We start from the raw sequence: 16,862 nt of genomic DNA on the forward strand, positions 1-16,862 counted from the left end.
CAGGCCGATCACGTAGGCGGCTTTGGTCTCGAGCTTCAGATCATCGGAGGCCATTGGGTCGTACGCCGATGCGGGTGCGCTTCACAACAAAACCCAGCGTGCCGGGCGCGACAAAGCGACAATATACCGTGACGTCGACGAATTATCGAATTAACCGCGCGCTGTTCGATTATTAGGTCGGTATTTTCGTGTATGAATAGTTGTGTAAAATTATTTATAAATTAATTATTCAGCGAACTATTTCATGTAGACCGTTAACGCAAAGTCATAGCCACTTAGCGCACATGCTTGTGCGGCCTACGTTAGAAAAAAATATCTTAATTGTCTTAACAGGTCTGCCAGGGTATCCGGCAGTTTTTACTGCTGCTTTATTTGCGTATATGATAAAAGGCGATCACGCTTTTATTGTCATCCCCTGCAAGCGTAGCGCTAGCATAATTTTTCCTGATTAGCCCTGACCTTCAGCTGCAGCACCTCCGCGTTTATCGCTAAACCCGCCCAATGCAAGGCCACGATGGGGTCCTGGCTGAAAGAACTTCGGACCGGCTCCTAGCGTCAACGGCGCCGAGAGCGGACATCACGGAAAACATTAGGAAAACGAAGCGATTTGCAGGACTGCAACAAACATCCAGCTGAGGGTCAGGGCTAATCAGGTAATTTTTTAAGCAGCAGATAAGATATTAAAATGGCTAGTAAAATATATAAATATAGTGATCAGCCGGTCAGCTAAATTAGTGCGCAGATAAAGAGCTTTTTGTGAAAAATTTGGGCATCCTTCGTTGTATCTGGGATTTTTCCTGGATTTTTTTTGCACCGCTTTCGCCGAACATTGGGTCGTACTTTTGCTATTTGCTAGAGCGTGTTGTGCAAGTTGAGATGCGATGTATGGTCGTTGGCGGAGCGGGTGCTGTATGGCAAAGGCTTGACTGGCGCCAAGGTAAGAGTGGTAAGGCATGTATTGCCCTGGCGCATCGGAATCTGCATCGCATTCGCCCCGAAGGACGCGCCGTCTAATTTGAGATAAAAATGGATATGGTCGGAATCGAAGCAATGAATTTGTATGCGGGTGTTGCCCGTCTGAACGTGGCGACGCTGGCCCGGCATCGCGGTCTCGACATGCGGCGCTTTGAGAATTTGCTCATGAAAGAGAAGACCGTCGCGTTGCCGTACGAAGATCCTGTGACGTTCGCCGTCAACGCGGCGAAGCCCATCGTCGATGCGCTGGCGCAGCGCGAGCGCGACCAGATCCGTATGGTGATTACCTGTACCGAATCGGGTTTCGACTTCAGCAAGTCGATGAGCACGTATTGCCACGATCTGCTCGGACTCAGCCGTCATTGCCGGATGTTCGAGATCAAGGGCGCCTGCTATTCGGGCATGGCCGGTCTGCAGATGGCGGTCAACTTCGTGCTCTCGCAGACGTGCCCCGGTGGCAAGGCACTGGTGCTTGCGACCGACGTGTCGCGCTTCATGGTCGAGGAGGGTAGCGACGCGCTGTCGGCAGACTGGTCGTTCTCCGAGCCGAGCGGTGGCTCCGGCGCGGTTGCGATGCTGGTCAGCGATCAGCCGCACGTGTTTCAGATCGATGCCGGTGCCAATGGCTATTACGGTTTCGAGGTGATGGACACCTGCCGTCCGGCGTCGGACACCGATGCCGGCAACGCCGACTTGTCGCTGCTCTCATATCTGAGCTGCTGCGAGAATGCGTTCCTCAACTACCGCGAGCGCGTCGCCGACGCGGATTTCGCGACGACCTTTGAGTACCTGGCGTTCCATACACCGTTCGGGGGCATGGTCAAGGGCGCGCATCGGACGATGATGCGCAAGCTGGCGATGGCGAAACCGCCTGCAATCGAGGCGGACTTCGAGCGGCGCGTGGCGCCGGGCCTTGCGGACTGTCAGCGCGTCGGCAACATCATGGGCGCGACCGCCGCATTGTCGCTCGCGAGCACGATCCGACATGGCGATTTCGTGGAACCACAGCGCGTCGGCGTGTTTTCGTACGGCTCCGGTTGCTGCTCCGAATTCTTCAGCGGCGTTGCGACGCAAGAGGGCGCACGCCATCTTGCGGCGCTTGAGATTGGCGAAAGCCTCGACCGGCGCTACGACCTGACGATGGCGCAATACGACACGCTGCTGGAGCACAGCCGCGAGATTCGCTTCGGCACCCGGAATCTCGACTCGGACGCCAGCTTCATCACGCAGGCGCGCGGCGTGCATGCCAGGCCGACGCTGTTCCTGAAGGCAATTCGCGATTTTCATCGGGAATACGAATGGGTCAGTTGAACGGAACATGGCCCAACCTGCGCGTCCGGCTGGACGATGGCGTCTGCCGGATGCAGATCGATCGGCCGGATACCGGCAATGCGATCGATGCGCATCTGGTCGGCGAAATGGCGGACGTGCTCGATCGCTTCGAGGCGACGGCGCGGATCGTCGTGCTTGAGGGGCTGCCCGACGCATTTTGCGTCGGGATGGATTTCGCGCAGCTGGACGCGCGGCGTGCAGGCGGCGCACCGCCGGCGGCGCCGGATCCGGCGCCGCTCTACGATCTGTGGCGGCGGCTCGCGGACGGCCCCTATATCAGCATCGCGCATGTGCAGGGACGTGCGAACGCGGGCGGTGTCGGATTCGCCGCCGCCTGCAACGTCGTGCTCGCAGCGCCAACTGCGAGCTTCAGTCTCTCCGAGCTGCTGTTCGGTTTGATGCCGGCCTGCGTGCTGCCGTTTCTGATCCGTCGGGTAGGATTTGCGAAGGCGCACTACATGACGCTGACGACACAGCCCGTCGACGCCCGGCAAGCACGCGACTGGGGGCTCGTCGACGTCTGCGATGCGAACAGTGACAATCTGCTGCGCCGGCATTTGCTGCGCTTGCGGCATCTGCAAAAGGACGCGATCGTCCGCTACAAGCGTTACGCGGCGTCGCTCGACGACAGCCTCGCTAAATCCCGTGCGCCGGCGCTTGCCGCCAATGTCGAGGTGTTCGGCGACGCGGCCAACCTGGACGGCATCTCGCGCTTCGTAAACGCCGGCAGGCTGCCGTGGGAACGCGACTGACGCCGGATGCACGGCGGCCGCGCGCCCGATCTGGTGCATCAACGCATGCTTCGATCACCGATACTTCAACCAACACGAGAGAAGAGCCATGAGTCAGCAACATATTCTGGAAGTGATTATCCGCCACGTGCGCGACGTCGTTCCCGGGCTGGAAAATCACGTTTTCACGCCGGGTGATTCGCTGCGCGAAATCGGCGCCAATTCGATCGACCGGGCGGACATCATCATGATGACGCTCGAATCGCTGTCACTGAATATCCCGCTCGTCGACATGGCCGGCGCGCAGAACATCGGCGAAATTGCGGATATCATCCATGCAAATGGGTGAATCACATGCCCCAATCATCAGCGGCGTCGGCGTGGTGTCGGCGATAGGTCAGGGCAGCACGGCGTTCGCCGATGCACTGTTCCAGGGACGCCACAGCTTCGATGTGATGCGTCGGCCTGGGCGGCAGTGGTTACTGGACGGCAAGACCCAGGGCACCCGATTCCTCGGTGCCGAAATCGGCGAACTGATGATTCCGGAGACCATCCCGCGCGGCCCGTTGCGTACTGCGTCGTTGTCCGCGCAGGCGGCGCTCGCGGCGCTGCATGAGGCATGGTGCGACGCACGCCTCGACGACGTCGCACCGGAACGGGTCGGCCTCGTGGTTGGCGGGTCCAACGTGCAGCAGCGCGAACTCGTGCTGCTGCAGGACGCCTATCGCGAACGCGTCCCGTTCCTGCGTCCGACCTATGCGATGTCGTTCATGGACACCGATCTGTGCGGACTGTGCTCGGAAATGTTCGGCATTCGTGGTTTCGCGCAGACGGTGGGGGCTGCCTCCGCAAGCGGCCAGATGGCGGTGGTGCAGGCGATCGACGCGGTACTGTCCGGACGTGTTGATGTCTGCATTGCGCTCGGCGCGTTGATGGACCTGTCGTACTGGGAATGCCAGGGGTTCCGCTCGCTCGGCGCGATGGGGTCCGACCGTTACGCTATGCAGCCGGCGCGCGCGAGTCGGCCGTTCGATGCCGACCGCGACGGCTTCATCTACGGCGAGGCGTGCGCGGCGCTCGTGATCGAGCGCGATGGCGCGCGGCACCGCGACGGTGTGACGCCTTATGCGCGCATCGCCGGCTGGAGTCTCTCGCTCGACGCGAACCGCAATCCCGATCCGTCGCTTGACGGGGAGATCGCCACGATCCGTGGCGCCCTCGCGTGTGCCGGCCTCGATGCGCGCGACATCGACTACGTGAATCCGCACGGCAGCGGCTCGCTGGTCGGAGACGTCATTGAACTGCAGGCGCTACGCGAGTGCGGGCTTGCGCATGCTTATCTGAACGCCACTAAGTCAGTCACTGGACACAGCCTGACCGCCTCCGGCGCAGTCGAGCTGGTTGCCGTGCTGTTGCAGATGCGCGCTGGACGCCTGCATCCGACGCGCAATCTCGATTGCCCGATTGCGCCAGATTTAAATTGGGTGCGGCAGAAGCCGATATCGCACGCTATCCGACACGCGCTGAATCTCAGTTTCGGTTTCGGAGGCATCAATACTGCTGTGTGTGTGAGTCGCCACGACGTCGCCGCCATTAACTCTTTCCAGGAGCAAGCGCTATGAAAGTATTCATGTTTCCGGGCCAGGGCTCGCAAGCTAAAGGTATGGGTCGCGAGCTGTTCGATCGGTTCGTCCACCTAGCTGACGAAGCGAGCGAGGTGCTAGGCTATTCGCTTCGCAGCCTGTGCGTCGACGATCCGCGCGGTGAGCTGAAGCGGACGCGCTTCACGCAGCCAGCTTTATATGTCGTAAACGCACTTTCTTATTACGCGCGAATCGAGGATGGCGCCAGCGCCCCGAACTTCCTGATAGGCCACAGTCTCGGCGAGTTCAATGCGCTGCTCGCGGCCGGATGCTTCGATTTTTTGACCGGACTGAAGCTTGTCCAGTATCGCGGCGAGTTGATGGCGCGCGTGTCGAATGGCGCGATGGCCGCAATCGTCAATGCAGATAAGCCGACCATCGAGAGGATTCTCTCCGAGAACCAGCTGACAAAGGTGAGCATCGCGAACTATAACACGCCGTCGCAGATAGTGATCTCGGGCGCTGCCGACGAGATCGCGAAGGCGCAAGCGCTGTTCAGCCAGAATCCGATGCGTTACTACCCGCTCAACACAAGCGGCGCGTTTCACTCGTCTTTCATGCGTCCGGCACGCGAAGAGTTCGCGCGCTTCTTGAAGTCGTTCCGTCTGAACGCGCCGCAAGTGCCTGTGATCTCAAACGTATCCGCGCGTCCGTACGAGCTGTCCGGCATCGACGAGTGCCTCGCAAACCAGATCGACAGCGCTGTGCGCTGGTCCGAGGGTGTCCAGTATCTGCTTGGCATCGCCGAGCGCTGCGGTGAGAGCGTTGAATTCGAAGAATTAGGGCACGGCGACGTGCTGTCACGTTTGGTGGATGCAATCCGGCAGCAAACACCGCAGGGCGTGGCTGCGCCCGCCATCGCGACGGATAGGGGCGCAATTGGTGACGCGTCCGGTCGTACGGCTTCGACAGAATCGCGGACTGCTGAGGATAAAGTTGCAGAATGGAACCGCCGCTATGCTGTCGGCACGCGTGTAACTTCGCGGTTGCCAGATTACAGGGACTTGACTACGCGGACGGAGGCGATGCTGCTGTTCAAACATCGTGCAGCAGTCTATATGAACGGTTATCACGGCTACTTCGATCTCGACGATCTTACCGCCGCTTGAATGCTTGTCTTGATCAATCCGTCGTCGTTTTTCGGGAAGCATCCAGGTGTCCAAATCACGCGTCACATTTTTGTTTTCCGGACAAGGTTCGCAGTCGTTTCAAATGGCGCGCCCACTTTACGAACGGAACCCGGTATTCCGCGAGTGGATGGATTTGCTCGATGACGTCGCAAGCGAACTGGCCGGTGAGTCGATTCTGGCAACGCTTTACCATCGCAACCACGCTCGGACTCAGCCGTTTGATCGCACGCTGCTGAGCCATCCGGCGATCTACATGACCGAATACTCGCTCGCGCGCACGTTGATCGCTGCGGGGGTTGAACCCGATGCGACTCTCGGCGCGAGCCTCGGCACCTTCGCAGCGGCAGCAGTGGCGGGATGCATCGATGCACGCGACGCGCTCGCGGCAGTCATCCGCCACGCACAGGCGCTCGAGGCGAGCTGCGCGCCTGGTACTATGATCGCTATTTTTGCGGAAGCAAGCGTGTTCGATGATGCGAAGCTAGGGCGACATGCCGAACTCGCGGCGCTAAATTTTGACGGGCATTTTGTAGTTGCTGCGACGCTGGCAGGTGCAGTTGAGGTCGAACAGATCCTGCGCAAACGTCAGCTCACATTTCAAAGGCTACCTGTTGAGTTTGCTTATCACTCGCGCCATGTCCGTGCTGCTGAATTGCCACTTAAGGCCGCGCTAGATAAGATGGAAGTGCGCGAAGGGAATATGCCGGTAGTGTGTTGCGCAAGCGGGGACCTTGCTAAGCCAATGAGCCATGCACATTTTGTCGCCGCAGTGCGCGAGCCCATCTATTTTGGAAAAGCGATTGAGCAAATGGAACTTTCCGGTCATCACGACTATATAGATGTGGGGCCGTCTGGAACGCTTGCCACGTTTGTAAAATACGCGATACCCAGCGCCACCTCACGTACTCATACGATATTGACGATTCAAGGCAATGACCTCGAACGGCTTGCTCATGTAATCTCTCGATTCACTGCACACAGCGCGTTCGCTGCTTCACGTGTGAGATGAAATCATGCGACGGGTATCTCGGATTGACGACCGGCGACGGGCAATTGAGCTATGGTGCGCTACGCCTTCGCAAATCGATGAATCACTTATGAGCGAGTATCGAAAGTTGCTCAGTGAAACAGAGCGTGCGCAAGAAATGCGAATGTATTTTGACCGTGATCGATGCCGTTATCTTGTAACGCGTGCGCTAGTGCGGATTGTGCTTTCGAAGTACGCACCGGTAGCACCAGAAGATTGGGTTTTTGCGTTATCTCAATATGGAAAGCCAAGTATTAGTAGTCCACACTCGCTCGCTGCTGATATTTCGTTCAATATAACGCACGGTGGTAATTTAATAATTATCGCTGTTACGCGTGGAATTGATATTGGTGTAGATACGGAAAGTATATCTTCACGTTTGGCTCCTTTGGGAGTGCTAAAAAGTAGTTTCTCGAGTTCGGAAATATCCAGCATATTATCTTTGCCAGGAGATGAGAAAAATCAAAGATTTTACGAGCATTGGACGCTCAAAGAGGCATATGTAAAGGCGCGTGGGCTGGGTACCTATATCCCTCTAGAAGCCGTTGATTTCGATTTAAAAAAAGAAGGATTGATAGAATTAAAGTTCGATCCAATATGGTCGGATCAATCTTCTCGCTGGTATCTATGGCAGCTGTGGCCAGATGATGAACATGTGGTCGCCGTGTGTGCGGAGAATCTAGGAACGGATCCGCCGAAACTATCGATGACATCGATAGTGCCATTTTTAAAGGAAGTACCGTGTTCCTACCGACTGACACGCGTATCTGCGTTGCCTAAATTTTAGCTTTTATGGATTATCCTGATTAGCCCTGATCTTCAGCCGCCAGTCGCAGGATCTGCGTCGGGCCTTGTGGATGCTGCTGTCACCGGAAGCCAATGAGGTAGCGTGATGAGCATCAATGCCGTGCAGTTCCAAGCAGGATTGTCGATGCCTGAGTTCTTCGCGTTCTACGGCACCGAAGCCAAGTGCTATCGCGCGCTTTACAAGTGGCGCTGGCCGCAAGGCTTTCGTTGCCCTGCCTGCACCGAACGGGCGCGGTCGCGCTTCAAGCGTGGCGGTGCCATCTACTACCAATGCAGCGCGTGCCGGCACCAGACCAGCCTGATCGCTGGCACGATGTTCCAAGGCACCAAGCTGCCGCTGCGCACCTGGATGCTGGCCTTGCACCTGTTGACCTCGACCAAAACCAACATGGCCGCGCTGGAGCTGATGCGCCATCTGGGTATCAATTACAAAAGCGCCTGGCGGATGAAGCACAAGATCATGCAGGTCATGGCCGAGCGTGAAGCCATGCGCAAACTGACTGGTTTCGTGCAGATCGACGATGCCTATCTTGGCGGTGAGCGCAACGGCGGCAAGGCCGGACGCGGATCGGAGAACAAGCAGCCGTTTCTGATTGCGGTGCAGACCGATGCCACCTTCACCGCACCACGCTTTGTGGTGATCGAGCCGGTGCGCAGCTTCGACAACATCTCGCTGCAGGACTGGATTGCCCGTCGCCTGGCGCCCGACTGCGAGGTCTATACCGACGGATTGGCTTGCTTCCGCCGCCTGGAAGAGGCAGGCCACGCGCACACCACGCTGGACACCGGTGGTGGTCGTGCTGCGACCGAAGCCGCCGGTGCCCGTTGGGTCAACGTGGTGCTGGGCAATCTCAAGCGCGCCATCAGTGGGGTGTATCACGCTGTCGCGCAAGGCAAATACGCAAGGCGTTACCTGGGAGAAGCGGCTTATCGTTTTAATCGCCGATTCCGCTTGCGCGACATGCTGCCACGACTTGCTACAGCCATGATGCAGTCCACACCCTGTCCAGAACTGGTGCTGCGTGCAGCGAGCAATTTTCATGGCTGAGAGTCAGGGCTAATCAGGTTGTCTTTTGAACTGCATGTGCAGCAACAAAATTATTCTCAGACCCATATTACCTAAACGAAGCAGGGTGTCCTGCCTCGCGTCCGGCGCTCCGCATTGCAGTGCCAGCTTGGGATGCACACGTGATGATGAAGACCAAGGTCGAGTTGATCTACTGCATCATGGTCGTTGCGACAGCCGTCATGGCGGGTATCGTCAAATGCACGGTAGCGTCTACTTGCCCTAACTGCAGTGATTTCTTCGATCACTGATCAGCACAACTAACGTCATATCTCCACAAGGCCCGGCTTGTCCGGGCCTTGTGCATTTTTATGCCCCTCAACTATTCGGAAACGACAATGCACTTGCTTGAATCAATGGCCTATGTAGGCACGAAACCGTGGCATGGCCTTGGGAACCAACTTGCTCGGCAGCAGTCCATCGAAAGATGGAAGCAGCAGGCCGGGATGGATTGGAAGATCGAGGAGTCCGAGGTTCGATACATCGCCGGCAACCAGAACGTTGGAGCTATCAATGCGTTCCCTGGAAACAAGGTCCTTTATCGTTCGGACACCAAAGCGCCCTTGGCGGTGGTCTCAAAGCGCTTCCAGGTCGTCCAGCCAGGGGAGATCCTGGAGTTCTATCGCGACCTGACGGCAAGCAGCGGCTTCGAGCTTGAGACAGCTGGCGTCCTGCGCGAGGGACGCAAGTTCTGGGCGCTGGCTCGGACCGGTCAAAGTACCGTGCTTCGGGGGCGAGATAGAGTGAATGGCTATCTCCTATTGGCGACTGCGTGCGACGGAACACTGGCCACGACGGCTCAATTCACTTCCATCCGCGTCGTCTGCAACAACACCCTGGCAGTTGCACTGGGCAACGGTGGTGCAATCAAGGTGCCGCACCGCAGTCACTTCGACCCAGACCTCGTGAAGCGCCAGCTCGGCATTACGGTTTCAGCCTGGGATGGTTTCGTAGAGCGTATGAAAGCACTGTGCGAATTCCCTGTTGAGCCGGACTCTTCAGATGCACTGTTGCGTCGTGTGTTGACATGTACGGCTCCCAACGCAGTACAGGTGGTCAATGAACAGGCTGTGGCTAAAGTGCGCGCGCTGTACAAGGGCGATGGGCGAGGATCCCAGCTTGCTTCCAGCCGAACAACGGCCTGGGGCTTGCTCAATGCCATCACCGAACACGTTGATCATCATCGGCGTGCTCGAAGCGATGACCATCGCCGTGACGCAGCCTGGTTCGGGCAGGGCGCCCAGATCAAGCAACGCGCATGGGAAGAAGTGTTGGGGATGGTGGCGTGATGCGGGCCGGATCACGCACATCTACGCCGTCTAGCGGCGAGCCTGCATCATCTCAGGAAGTCGCCCGGGCACGGAATGACAGGATCGTTGCACTGGCCTTGCGCATCCTCGAACAGCGTGCCTGTGAGCCAGGGCCGCGACTTGGTGATGTCTCCAAGTGCGGCGCCTTCTTCCGGCTGCGGTTGGGCGGTGAAATTTGCGAGCACTTCGAGATTGCGTTTCTTGATAGCCAGCACCGGCTTATCGGCGTAGAGCGTTTGTTTTCCGGGTCCGTAGAGGGCGCGGAGGTGCATCCGCGCATCGTCGTCCAGCGCGCGCTGGCCTTGAACGCCGCGGCAGTCATCGTCGCTCACAACCACCCAAGTGGCCACACTGAGCCTTCAGCAGCCGACCGGGCTGTCACTGTCCAGTTGAAGACCGTCTTGCAGTTGGTGGAAATCCGGCTGCTGGACCATTTCGTGGTCACGGCACACCAGGCGGTTTCGATGGCTTCCCGGGGATGGGTGTAGGGCTGACATCCGCTCTGGGTTCGGTCTCGGCACAGCGCGCCGTACATCGACTCTTCGTGTTCCACGTTCAGTGGCCGAGCCCTGAAGGGCCGGCCACAGGATTGCCGTCAGTCGAGAAGTGACCCGGGGCGAACCCGGAGCGCCAGTGCGATGCGCTCGATGTTGTAGATCGTCACATTCTTCTCGCCACGCTCGAGCATACCGATGTAGGTCCTGTGGACGCCGGCTGCCTCGGCAAGGTCTTCCTGCGACAGCCCGCGCTCCTTTCTCAATCGCCGGACGTTGCCAGCAAAGACGGTGACCAACCGAGTTTCGTGAACTGCCCGAGCCATCGCGAGATGGTCTGGGTTTGAATACTACTATTCGACATACTACGATTAGCACTAGCTTGGGCTGGAGCCGGCTTCGGCAGGGTCAAGCCGGTTGGGCAGCAGATCAGAAGTTGGGTGGATGAATGAAAAAAGTGGCTCCTCCCTGCGTGGTGCCGGCGTCTGCCTTCCTGGTCGGTCGTAGGGGGAGGCGGCCGTCCTGGGCTTACGCACATGGGCACGCTCAAATCGACGAGAAGCAGGAGATCTAAATTGGGGAAGGGCTACTACGAAGTACTCGGGATCCGTACAAATGCCGGGCCAGAAGAGATAGAGCGGGCATATCGGGGCCGACGTAGCCAGTACCACCCGGACCGCTACGCAAACTCGGATTCGGAGACGCTGGACTGGGCGACCTCGAAGATGCAGGAGGTCAACCAGGCCTACGCGGCACTTCGGGATCCGGTCAGTCGTGCACGCGTAGATGAAGAAGTGCGAAATAAGTCAGCGCGCCCAGCAGGCCCGGCATACGCCACCCGCGCGCCCAAGCCGGAGCCGTCGTATGCACCGACGTTGGTGCAGGCGCTGGACGGCCTGGCACTAAACGGTGAACCGCTTGAGAGGATCTTCATCGCCCCGCGTATCCCTCAGAAAAAACTTGCCGGCGCACTGGAATCCTACGGGCAAGGACTGCAACCACAGGATGTGGTTGTGCTGATTGACGACACGCTCTTTGGCGGTGCACGCGAAGGTGTCCTGATCACCGAAGCACAGATCAGATGCAAAGCCGTGTTCCAACCAGTGGAGATTCGCCTGCTTGGAGTCCTGTCGGCGATCACGACAGAAGGGAAGTACGTCTACATCAATGGCGAGCGCTTCGCCGATCTGAACATGCCTAACAAAGGCGACTTGAAGGCGCTCTTCAAGGCCGTAAGCCGCTATCTGCAGCAAGGCCATTAACCATCACAACAACAGGGGGAAAGAGATGAAATATCTGATTGGGCTCTACGGAGCCTCGGTCGTAGTTGCTGCAATCTGTTTCGCCAATTGGGGGCAATACGCCTACAAAGGCTTTGCCTACAACCTCGGCCGCGCGCTGGTCTGGCCAGCAATTGTGTTCCCGTCGTTCGGGGGGCTTCTCAGCGGGTTGATTTGGCTTGGCGTCATCGGCGGCGTGCTGGTCCTTGTGCAAAGGAGGGCCTAGTCATGGCACGAGATATCGCGAAGGTTGCGGCCGCTCTGGCGGCGTTGCTGATGCTTGGAGCATGCAGCAGCAAGGCGGACAAGGCACGCAGCGAATTCATCGGCAGCTGTGCCAGCAGCGGAGGGAGCGAGTCTGTCTGCGAATGCGCTTTCGACAAGCTGCAGGCGCATTACGGGGAAGAAGGAATTGTTGCAATTCAGTCCGAGGGCTCTCCGCCCCCGGACTTCATCGATCAATTGGCCGATGCCGCACAACAGTGCAGGAAGCGATAAGGAAATGAAGATGAAGCAGATTTACCGGTCCACGATGATCCTGCTAGCCACGCTAGCCGTAACAGGATGTGGTAACGCAGATGAGGTAACAAAAGCCGGCGAGCTCAATCTCGCTGGTTGCAAGGTGCCCGCGGGTACCAAGCGAGTAGAGGCCGAAGCTATCCAGTGCGATGCAGCCAAGGGCGTAACAGCTGAGTCAGAGAAAGCGCCTGCGCTGGAAGCTGTCCAGATCACCCCGGACGCTGAGGTCATCAACGCAGCCATCGCCCAAGAGGCGAGGAAGGCTGACGGAGCGACCGAGTACAAGGACGCGCGGAAGGTGATCGAAGGCGATCTGACCGCGGATGGCAAGCCAGAAGTGGTGGCCCTTTATACGTTAGAGGGTAGCGGAAACGGCAATGGTGCGGGCAGTTATCTGGCGGCATTTGAACGCAAGGAGGGTTCCCAGTTGCAGCTGGCCGGCACGACGTCGGTAGCTGGCTTCGGGGTCGCAGCCCAGAAGGTGAGCTTGAAGGACGGCACCGTGCATGTGACGTTGCTGGTGCCAGGACCCGATGATCCGGCTTGCTGTCCCTCTACGGAAGAGGAAAGCTTGTACGTCTTCCACGGAGGCAAGTGGCTGCAGGTGCAGCCATCACCCTAATCTCTGCCTGCCTCACTACGTAAAGGGAGCATCTGCTCCCTTTACGTAGTACCGACGCCGAGCCATTCTTTTTTTGCAGACGCTCTAAGGTGAGGGGGATCTGGTGTCCGAGGCCACTAAGCGCAGTCAAAGTGTCAACGGCTCTGCCAACCGACCTCATTGCGTATTCTTGCTTGCGCTCTCTGGCTCTACATGCTGTAGCAATGCCAGCAGAAGATCGCCAGGCAAATTGGATAGGCTCTAGGCTGTGAAGCATGATCTGGCATCGTTTCCGAGCTGCCACGACGGTTGCAGCTTAAGTTCTTGCTAGCAAAGTCGCGGGCCCGAAGTGGTTGATGAAGGCGCGGCGCACAGTTGAGCCTCACAAGCTGTGCGCCGACTGGCGGTTAGCAACGTATTCATCCCGTTGCGTTTGGCTCATGTGCCTGATTTGCGCCTTGCCCAAATGGGTCTCGGCCTTGCGGTCGATGCCGCGTGCTCTGAAACTGCGGTGATCGACCTGCCACGAGAGGCCTGCTTCGGCCAGGTACCGATTGATGATCGTGGAGATCGTCATCCTAGATGCGACGAGATCCTGGCTCATCTCGAACGGCGTCTTGCCGCCACTGAGCTTCCTGCAGCCGCCACGCTCGGGATGGGCTGGGTTGTAACGGGTGAAATAGCGATCGGCAGGACGTGCGGTGCCGTCGTCAGGGCGATCGGAGTACATTAGATGGCAGTGGAGATTGATGCACCCGCCAAGCTCTGCCTCTGGGCCATGCAGGGCGGCCTGCCAAGGGCGCGGCCCGACAACAGCCTGCGCGATCTCCTTCATCAAAGATATGTTGGTCTCGATGCTCAGCTGGTTGGGGAGGGCAATGATCCACTCTCGATAGGCGGCGCCGCCATTGCGCTCCCACTCGTCAGCGTACTTCCAGAACGTCAATGGATGGTCCCGGCTCCACTCGGGCATGTTGTCGAAGGCGAAAGCGAGTAGGTCATCTTGCGCAGCCCACTTGCCCATGCGGGCATCGTACCGGCAGTGCTCGGCGGCGCTGCCTTTGTTTCCTTTCTTGATTTCTGCGTGGAACTCGAACACTGGTGCTACTCCGGTTGCGCAGGAAGGCGTGGGCAGGCGCACATTTTGAGAAACGTTAAGTCCGCCTCCTCATTCCTCCCCTATGTGTGGTTGACCAACAGAGGCTCTCAATGGAGGCGAGTACGCTGTTGTCTGATCGGGGTGTGCGGGGTGTGTGCGGTGTATCCGTACATACGGTTACCCTTCCGGTAGAAAAATACCGATCATCGACTTCGTATGAATGATCTTTGGAGCGAACATCCTGCGGCTGTTGGCTAGTGCAGGATACTAGGGAGCCAGCGCCTGCCTTGGGGACGTCAGAGCTGAGGAAGCAAGAAGTATCGGACCGGAACAGTTACTCATCTGGAGGTGACACGCCGGGCAAGCGTCGAAGGCCCTGCCTGATGCCCCAAGATCCAGCGCGCGCTAGCCGCAGTGCTGGAGCGCTGATACGCCAGTGAATGCGTCCTGACACCAAGTTGCATCGTCGGTGCCTCCGCTGCCCGCAGATCATCGGGGAGAGGGGCTGGGTGCTAGCCCCGGCAGAAGCTTCTCGCCCTAGGCCGTGCATACAATGCACACCGCTACTTTTGGGGCACTGTGCATGGTGTGCAGCGTCTTAGATGAACAAAAAAGCCGCCCAGTGGGCGGCTCTTGGAGGGGGGCTCCCCTCTACAAGGAGGGCTTGTCAAAGAAGCTCCGCAGCATCTCAACCCAGAGCGGTCCGCTGCCGCTCTCTTCGTTGTGATAACGAACCCGTATCACGCCGGTGTCTTGGAGGTAGTCAAGCGCTGCCTCAAAGCGTCCCTGATGGCGGATCGGGCCTTCCTTCCGGAGAAGGTTGCGGCGAACAGTTGACCGTCCACGTGAGTAGTACTTGCGATGCATGAAATTGGTCAGTTTGTAGGCATCATCCTCATCCTCGGGGATATCGTCTCCGCTGAACATCCGAAGTGCTTCGTTGATGTGCCAGTTAACTACGGCCAGCGCACGCTTAAGCGTCTCGTGACTGATCTCCGTCCCCGCCTGGCCCGAGAAAAAGTGCAGGATCGCTGCCAGGCGGCTCGCGTTGTCCAGTGCCTTTGCGGCAAAGTCGCGGATACCGAAGAGCTGCCCGTCCTTATGCATGGCTGCCTCAACACGATTCTGGTGGTCTACCCAGAGCTCCTTTGCCTCTTGGGCAAAGGTCAGCCGCACCGGCGTCGAGCGAGCTTGGAAACGTAGTTCGAGGAGCTCGCGAACCCGGGTGTGGAAGAGCTTCAGCTTCTCCCACACTGGCTCATCCAGAGTCATGTAGCGAAAGCCCATGGTTGAAGACGGCCAAGCGACCAGGAACCGAGCCAAGAAACCGGAGCCGCGCGCGAGCCGGCCACGCTTGTCCATGAAGTCCTTGAACACCTCCTCCTGCACCATGAAGCTGAGCGTCATGTTGGGATGCCGTGCAACATAGTTCACGTCGGCGCGCTGGAAGCTGAGGATCTTCGGGCAATCCCACGCCTCATTGATCACGCCGAACTTGTTGGTGACACCTCCCTTCAAGATGATTTCACCCTCGGAACTCATAATCACCACGGACTTGCCCTCGCCACGCAACGCCTCCATCAGTGGGCGTTCGGTGATGCTCTGGTGAATCAGCTGGGCGTGTTCAATTTTCTGCGGCATCTCGGCGTTGAGTGCGATCAGCTTAGTGCGAATCGAATTTACCTCCTCATCGGAGTCTGCCTCGATTGCCTTCTGAAGTTTGCGCTGAAGGACCTTGTGCTTTGCCTTCCAGCAGGTCACCTCTGCTTGGTACGTATGGATATCGCTCTCGGAGGTGGATGCGAGGCGAATGTCGTACTCGAGCAAAGGATCACCTACGAGATTGTCGCAGGCAGTCTTGCGCTCACCGGAGTCGGCGATGGTTGCGTAGAACAGCGACGCGGGACGCTCCTGGCCGGTAGGTGTCTCCACCACAACCAGGCCTTGGCACGCCGCAGACATGACCGTGCCGAAGGAACTGGCGATCAGCGCGAGCGGTGCCTGGAGGTTGTCCTGGGTCTCCAGTACGGCGTCGCGGATCAGCGGATACAGCGCGTTGGTCGGGAAGTTGTCGGGGTTGCGGCGGATCATGCTGCGTCCTCCCCGTCCGAGGTGACCGTTTCCTTGGCGTGCTGCTCCAGCAGTTCCTTGAAACGAGCCGGGTGGAGCTTCAACCCCTTCTTGGACAGCATGGCGAGGATGGACTTCTGCGTGATGCCCTGGTCCATCAGCTCGGTGATCACCGGGTAGAGCAGGGCAAACAGCTCCTCCTTCTGCTGCTTCGGATTGGGTTTGAGGGTGCGCAGCGACATCGCGATGCGCTCGGCCTGGGTCTGCACGCTGGCGGCAGCCGACTTGATGTTGATCTCGTTCATTGGTCGGCCTCCTTAGTGCGAGCTGCGCGCAGCGGCGCAGGATTCGATGTAAACGACGATGTCCTGGTGCAGCCAAGCCGTGGGTGCGCGGTCGCCCTTGCCCAGCTTGAAAGGGCGGGGTATGTCAGGGTCGTACTGCGGAGAAGACTCGTCGAGGCGGTTGTACAGCGTGCTGCGCGAGATCCCCAGCAACTGCAGGACTTCAGGCAGGCGTACCGCGCGAGGTGAAGGAGCCTGGCCTGTCTGGTTCGATTGACCATTGCTGCGGAAGGAGGCAAGGATGCGTTCGAGATGCTTCAGGACGATGGCCTGGAACTCGCGGTCGACCTGATCAAGGCTCGAAGCCGAAGCGCTGCGCGCTGCAGGCTCTGCCATGCGGGTACGGGCGTGACGGTGTGCGTTGGCGATGTTGTTCATGCTGACTCCAAGTGGTTGTGGGCTGAGAGCCCGTCCCTCAGACGGCGTCATTGCCG

General features: G+C 58.5%; 19 protein-coding genes. 14 read left to right on the forward strand and 5 right to left on the reverse strand.

All coding sequences use genetic code 11. The annotated features are described in order from the left end of the window. The first annotated feature begins 1,026 nt into the window (after positions 1-1,026). The 10 genes from ABQU90_RS12655 (at position 1,027) to ABQU90_RS22800 (ending at position 10,509) form a co-directional block, all read left to right on the forward strand. Positions 1,027-2,286: a hydroxymethylglutaryl-CoA synthase family protein gene (locus ABQU90_RS12655; protein WP_323522800.1), complete on the forward strand. Its 1,260-nt coding sequence runs from the start codon at positions 1,027-1,029 to the stop codon at positions 2,284-2,286. Beyond that, positions 2,274-3,059 carry an enoyl-CoA hydratase/isomerase gene (locus ABQU90_RS12660; RefSeq protein ID WP_323522801.1) on the forward strand — a complete coding sequence of 262 codons (786 nt, stop codon included), beginning with the start codon at positions 2,274-2,276 and terminating at the stop codon, positions 3,057-3,059. Before ABQU90_RS12655 ends, ABQU90_RS12660 begins: the two co-directional genes overlap by 13 nt. A gap of 88 nt (positions 3,060-3,147) precedes the next feature. Next, the gene (locus ABQU90_RS12665) at positions 3,148-3,387 is read left to right on the forward strand and encodes an acyl carrier protein (protein WP_039412192.1); all 240 of its coding nucleotides are present in this window, start codon (positions 3,148-3,150) and stop codon (positions 3,385-3,387) included. Next, a complete protein-coding gene (locus ABQU90_RS12670; protein ID WP_323522802.1) occupies positions 3,374-4,660 on the forward strand; it encodes a beta-ketoacyl synthase N-terminal-like domain-containing protein in 1,287 nt (428 codons plus the stop codon). The genes ABQU90_RS12665 and ABQU90_RS12670 overlap by 14 nt, the downstream gene beginning before the upstream one ends. Then, a complete protein-coding gene (gene fabD / locus ABQU90_RS12675) occupies positions 4,657-5,790 on the forward strand; it encodes an ACP S-malonyltransferase (protein ID WP_323522803.1) in 1,134 nt (377 codons plus the stop codon). Before ABQU90_RS12670 ends, fabD begins: the two co-directional genes overlap by 4 nt. A 46-nt stretch (positions 5,791-5,836) precedes the next feature. Further along, positions 5,837-6,820 carry an acyltransferase domain-containing protein gene (locus ABQU90_RS12680; RefSeq protein WP_323522804.1) on the forward strand — a complete coding sequence of 328 codons (984 nt, stop codon included), beginning with the start codon at positions 5,837-5,839 and terminating at the stop codon, positions 6,818-6,820. 88 nt (positions 6,821-6,908) lie between these two features. After that, the gene (locus tag ABQU90_RS12685; RefSeq protein WP_323522805.1) at positions 6,909-7,625 is read left to right on the forward strand and encodes a 4'-phosphopantetheinyl transferase superfamily protein; all 717 of its coding nucleotides are present in this window, start codon (positions 6,909-6,911) and stop codon (positions 7,623-7,625) included. Between the two features lie 105 nt (positions 7,626-7,730). After that, positions 7,731-8,693: an IS1595 family transposase gene (locus tag ABQU90_RS12690; RefSeq protein WP_323522806.1), complete on the forward strand. Its 963-nt coding sequence runs from the start codon at positions 7,731-7,733 to the stop codon at positions 8,691-8,693. Between the two features lie 356 nt (positions 8,694-9,049). Beyond that, the gene (locus ABQU90_RS12695) at positions 9,050-10,000 is read left to right on the forward strand and encodes a DUF932 domain-containing protein (protein WP_323522807.1); all 951 of its coding nucleotides are present in this window, start codon (positions 9,050-9,052) and stop codon (positions 9,998-10,000) included. Continuing rightward, complete coding sequence (locus ABQU90_RS22800) at positions 10,000-10,509, forward strand: JAB domain-containing protein (RefSeq protein WP_407078749.1); 510 nt, start codon at positions 10,000-10,002, stop codon at positions 10,507-10,509. Before ABQU90_RS12695 ends, ABQU90_RS22800 begins: the two co-directional genes overlap by 1 nt. Before the next feature lie 107 nt (positions 10,510-10,616). On the opposite strand, the gene ABQU90_RS12705 is transcribed toward ABQU90_RS22800, so the two are convergent. After that, complete coding sequence (locus ABQU90_RS12705) at positions 10,617-10,814, reverse strand: helix-turn-helix domain-containing protein (protein ID WP_228318198.1); 198 nt, start codon at positions 10,812-10,814, stop codon at positions 10,617-10,619. Between the two features lie 237 nt (positions 10,815-11,051). Between ABQU90_RS12705 and ABQU90_RS12710 the strand changes: the two genes are divergently transcribed. The 4 genes from ABQU90_RS12710 to ABQU90_RS12725 are packed head-to-tail and all read left to right on the forward strand — an operon-like array spanning position 11,052 to position 12,936. After that, entirely contained in the window at positions 11,052-11,777 is a 726-nt protein-coding gene (locus ABQU90_RS12710; RefSeq protein ID WP_323538551.1) for a J domain-containing protein, read from the forward strand. 25 nt (positions 11,778-11,802) lie between these two features. Then, on the forward strand, positions 11,803-12,021 hold the full coding sequence (locus ABQU90_RS12715) for a hypothetical protein (protein ID WP_323522809.1): 219 nt from the start codon (positions 11,803-11,805) through the stop codon (positions 12,019-12,021). Between the two features lie 2 nt (positions 12,022-12,023). After that, a complete protein-coding gene (locus ABQU90_RS12720; RefSeq protein ID WP_323522810.1) occupies positions 12,024-12,293 on the forward strand; it encodes a hypothetical protein in 270 nt (89 codons plus the stop codon). A 10-nt stretch (positions 12,294-12,303) separates the two neighbouring features. After that, positions 12,304-12,936: a hypothetical protein gene (locus ABQU90_RS12725; protein WP_323522811.1), complete on the forward strand. Its 633-nt coding sequence runs from the start codon at positions 12,304-12,306 to the stop codon at positions 12,934-12,936. A 361-nt stretch (positions 12,937-13,297) separates the two neighbouring features. Here the strand turns inward: ABQU90_RS12725 and ABQU90_RS12730 are convergent, their stop codons facing one another. The 4 genes from ABQU90_RS12730 to ABQU90_RS12745 all read right to left on the reverse strand — a co-directional run bounded on the left by ABQU90_RS12730 (position 13,298) and on the right by ABQU90_RS12745 (position 16,806). Continuing rightward, positions 13,298-14,014, reverse strand: coding sequence for a MobA/MobL family protein (locus ABQU90_RS12730; protein WP_323522812.1), 717 nt, complete (start codon positions 14,012-14,014; stop codon positions 13,298-13,300). Positions 14,015-14,665: 651 nt separating this feature from the next. Further along, the gene (locus ABQU90_RS12735; RefSeq protein ID WP_323522813.1) at positions 14,666-16,105 is read right to left on the reverse strand and encodes a YfjI family protein; all 1,440 of its coding nucleotides are present in this window, start codon (positions 16,103-16,105) and stop codon (positions 14,666-14,668) included. Beyond that, positions 16,102-16,389, reverse strand: coding sequence for a hypothetical protein (locus tag ABQU90_RS12740; RefSeq protein WP_323522814.1), 288 nt, complete (start codon positions 16,387-16,389; stop codon positions 16,102-16,104). Before ABQU90_RS12740 ends, ABQU90_RS12735 begins: the two co-directional genes overlap by 4 nt. A gap of 12 nt (positions 16,390-16,401) precedes the next feature. Then, entirely contained in the window at positions 16,402-16,806 is a 405-nt protein-coding gene (locus tag ABQU90_RS12745) for a helix-turn-helix transcriptional regulator (RefSeq protein WP_323522815.1), read from the reverse strand. Between the last annotated feature and the right edge of the window lie 56 nt (positions 16,807-16,862).

The organism is Xanthomonas sp. WHRI 10207 (genome assembly GCF_040202975.1).
Taxonomy (GTDB): domain Bacteria; phylum Pseudomonadota; class Gammaproteobacteria; order Xanthomonadales; family Xanthomonadaceae; genus Xanthomonas.

Excerpts from the sequence above, each read along its gene's own strand:
- ABQU90_RS12655 (WP_323522800.1), top strand. The coding sequence starts at position 1,027 with ATGGATATGGTCGGAATCGAAGCAATGAATTTGTATGCGGGTGTTGCC.
- ABQU90_RS12660 (WP_323522801.1), top strand. The coding sequence starts at position 2,274 with ATGGGTCAGTTGAACGGAACATGGCCCAACCTGCGCGTCCGGCTGGAC.
- ABQU90_RS12665 (WP_039412192.1), top strand. The coding sequence starts at position 3,148 with ATGAGTCAGCAACATATTCTGGAAGTGATTATCCGCCACGTGCGCGAC.
- ABQU90_RS12670 (WP_323522802.1), top strand. The coding sequence starts at position 3,374 with ATGCAAATGGGTGAATCACATGCCCCAATCATCAGCGGCGTCGGCGTG.
- fabD (WP_323522803.1), top strand. The coding sequence starts at position 4,657 with ATGAAAGTATTCATGTTTCCGGGCCAGGGCTCGCAAGCTAAAGGTATG.
- ABQU90_RS12685 (WP_323522805.1), top strand. The coding sequence starts at position 6,909 with ATGAGCGAGTATCGAAAGTTGCTCAGTGAAACAGAGCGTGCGCAAGAA.
- ABQU90_RS12690 (WP_323522806.1), top strand. The coding sequence starts at position 7,731 with ATGAGCATCAATGCCGTGCAGTTCCAAGCAGGATTGTCGATGCCTGAG.
- ABQU90_RS12695 (WP_323522807.1), top strand. The coding sequence starts at position 9,050 with ATGCACTTGCTTGAATCAATGGCCTATGTAGGCACGAAACCGTGGCAT.
- ABQU90_RS22800 (WP_407078749.1), top strand. The coding sequence starts at position 10,000 with ATGCGGGCCGGATCACGCACATCTACGCCGTCTAGCGGCGAGCCTGCA.
- ABQU90_RS12710 (WP_323538551.1), top strand. The coding sequence starts at position 11,052 with ATGGGCACGCTCAAATCGACGAGAAGCAGGAGATCTAAATTGGGGAAG.
- ABQU90_RS12715 (WP_323522809.1), top strand. The coding sequence starts at position 11,803 with ATGAAATATCTGATTGGGCTCTACGGAGCCTCGGTCGTAGTTGCTGCA.
- ABQU90_RS12720 (WP_323522810.1), top strand. The coding sequence starts at position 12,024 with ATGGCACGAGATATCGCGAAGGTTGCGGCCGCTCTGGCGGCGTTGCTG.
- ABQU90_RS12725 (WP_323522811.1), top strand. The coding sequence starts at position 12,304 with ATGAAGCAGATTTACCGGTCCACGATGATCCTGCTAGCCACGCTAGCC.
- ABQU90_RS12735 (WP_323522813.1), bottom strand. The coding sequence starts at position 16,105 with ATGATCCGCCGCAACCCCGACAACTTCCCGACCAACGCGCTGTATCCG.
- ABQU90_RS12740 (WP_323522814.1), bottom strand. The coding sequence starts at position 16,389 with ATGAACGAGATCAACATCAAGTCGGCTGCCGCCAGCGTGCAGACCCAG.
- ABQU90_RS12745 (WP_323522815.1), bottom strand. The coding sequence starts at position 16,806 with ATGAACAACATCGCCAACGCACACCGTCACGCCCGTACCCGCATGGCA.